This window comes from Arthrobacter sp. HMWF013, from assembly GCF_003061105.1.
GTDB lineage: Bacteria > Actinomycetota > Actinomycetes > Actinomycetales > Micrococcaceae > Arthrobacter.
In genome coordinates, this window is record NZ_QAIQ01000540.1 from 1 (window position 1) to 2,073 (window position 2,073).

At 66.4% G+C, this 2,073-nt stretch carries 4 protein-coding genes; all 4 read left to right on the forward strand.

Going from position 1 to position 2,073, the window contains the following annotated elements; translation table 11 throughout:
• Positions 1 to 440 (forward strand): molybdopterin-binding protein (locus tag DBR22_RS18570; protein WP_375134993.1); only part of this gene is annotated, 440 nt, incomplete at its 5' end.
• The gene (gene moaC, locus DBR22_RS18575) at positions 428 to 922 is read left to right on the forward strand and encodes a cyclic pyranopterin monophosphate synthase MoaC (RefSeq protein ID WP_108600224.1); all 495 of its coding nucleotides are present in this window, start codon (positions 428 to 430) and stop codon (positions 920 to 922) included. The genes DBR22_RS18570 and moaC, both read left to right, overlap by 13 nt.
• 17 nt (positions 923 to 939) lie before the next feature.
• Positions 940 to 1,464, forward strand: a complete 525-nt coding sequence (locus DBR22_RS18580; protein WP_108600225.1) for a MogA/MoaB family molybdenum cofactor biosynthesis protein — start codon at positions 940 to 942, stop codon at positions 1,462 to 1,464.
• On the forward strand, positions 1,454 to 1,912 hold the full coding sequence (locus DBR22_RS18585; RefSeq protein WP_108600226.1) for a molybdenum cofactor biosynthesis protein MoaE: 459 nt from the start codon (positions 1,454 to 1,456) through the stop codon (positions 1,910 to 1,912). The genes DBR22_RS18580 and DBR22_RS18585 overlap by 11 nt, the downstream gene beginning before the upstream one ends.
• Positions 1,913 to 2,073 lie beyond the last annotated feature (161 nt).

The window sequence follows — 2,073 nt, forward strand, 5'->3', positions numbered from 1 at the left end:
GGGTGAGCAAGGGGGCCTACGAGGTGGTGCGCCAGGCCATGGAAAACCAGGATGCGGAGTTCCTCCACGTGGCAATGCAGCCCGGCGGCCCGCAGGGAATCGGCACCTTCGATGGTGTGCCGTTCCTTGGCTTCCCGGGTAACCCGGTGAGCTGCCTGGTTTCGTTCGAGCTGTTTCTCCGGCCCGTCCTTTCCGGCCTTTTAGGCGTGCCGCTTCCGCGGCCATCCCTCCGCGCCCGCCTGGCCCAGAGCCTCACCTCACCTGCACGCAAGCACCAGGTCCGCCGGGGAAACTTCCGCCCGGACGGGACGGTCAGCCTTGAAGGCGGCGAAAGCTCGCATCTGGTGCGTGCCCTGGCAGGCTCGAACGCGCTGGTCCATGTGCCCGTGGGGGTCTCCGCACTCACCGAGGGTGATGAGGTGGAAGTATGGTTGCTGTGAATCCAGAACAAAGCCAGCCCACGCTGACCCATCTCCGCCAGGACGGAAGCGCCCAGATGGTAGACGTTTCGGCGAAGGCCGAAACCACCCGCGAAGCCACTGCCACCGCCACCGTCCGCACAACGCAGGAGGTGCTGGGCCTGCTGGGCTCCGGTGGCCTTCCCAAGGGAGATGCGCTGGCTGTGGCCCGCGTCGCGGGCATCATGGCCGCCAAGAAAACGCCCGAACTCATTCCGCTGTGCCATCCACTGCCGCTGTCAAAGGTGACCGTGGATTTCGATCTCGGACCCGATTCCGTTGCGATCCTTGCCACGGTCAAGACCCGGGGTGTCACCGGAGTCGAGATGGAAGCACTGACGGCGGCGTCGGTGGCCGCCCTGAGCGTTTACGACATGATCAAGGCTGTGGACAAGCACGCCGTGCTGACCGACATCAAGGTGCTGGCCAAAAGCGGCGGCAAGAGCGGGGACTGGGCACTGTGACCACTGAAAGTACGTACGTGCCCGATCCTGCGCGTGAACCTGAGCCGCACCGGCACGGTGAGGTGCAGGGCCGCAAGGCCGGGGTTGTCATCGCGTCCACCCGGGCCGCCGCCGGGATCTATGACGACGAAACCGGCCCGGTGATCATCGACTGGCTGACCGAGCACGGCTTCGAGACCTACCCCGCCATGGTGGTCCCCGACGGGGAACCGGTAGGCGCAGCCATCCGGGCCCTCCTGACCCAGCACCCCGCCGTCGTTATCACCAGCGGAGGGACGGGAATCAGCCCCGATGACAGGACTCCGGACGTGACCTTGCCCCTGCTGGACCGTGAAGTTCCCGGCATCATGGAGGCCGTCCGGCATGCCGGCGCAGCCAAGACGCCGCTGGCCGCGCTGAGCCGGGGCCACGCCGGGACTTCGGGGCGGACATTCATCATCAACCTGCCCGGATCGCCCAAGGGCGTGATGGACGGGCTCTCCGTCCTTGATCCCTTGATCGGGCACCTGTGTGACCAGCTGGAGGGCGGCCATGGGCACTGAATCAGTCTTCGAAGTGGTCCACGCGGTCCTCAGCGCGGAGCCCATCTCCGTGGACCAGGCCATCGCCGCGGTGGAATCGGACACTGCCGGGGCCGTGGTCAGCTTCAGCGGGGTTGTCAGGAACCACGACGGCGGCAAGGCAGTTGAGCGGCTCAGTTACAGTGCGCATCCCACAGCTCACCAGGTGATGGCCGACGTCGTGGCCGCACTCGTCGCCGAACACGCGGGCGATGCCTCGCTGCAGCCGGTCCGGATCTGGGCCGCACACCGCATTGGCTTGCTCGAAATCGGCGACCCCGCGCTGGTCTGCGCCGTCTCCGCAGCACACCGTGGCCAGGCCTTTTCCGTGTGTTCGGAGCTGGTGGACAGGATCAAGGAGCAGGTGCCCATCTGGAAGGAACAGTTCTTCACTGACGGCACTGTTGAGTGGGTAGGCGCGGGGGACTGAGCCCCGCTTCGTGCGTCCCATGGCGCAACCGGGATGCGGATCTGGTCAGGTTTGTGCGAGGTAACGCACAGCCTCCGGTTCAGTCCAGCGTGCGGCCCGACGGTAGGGTTAAAGGCATGACCGAACAACACCCCGCCCGCAGCCGCGTGGCCGTCCTGGGC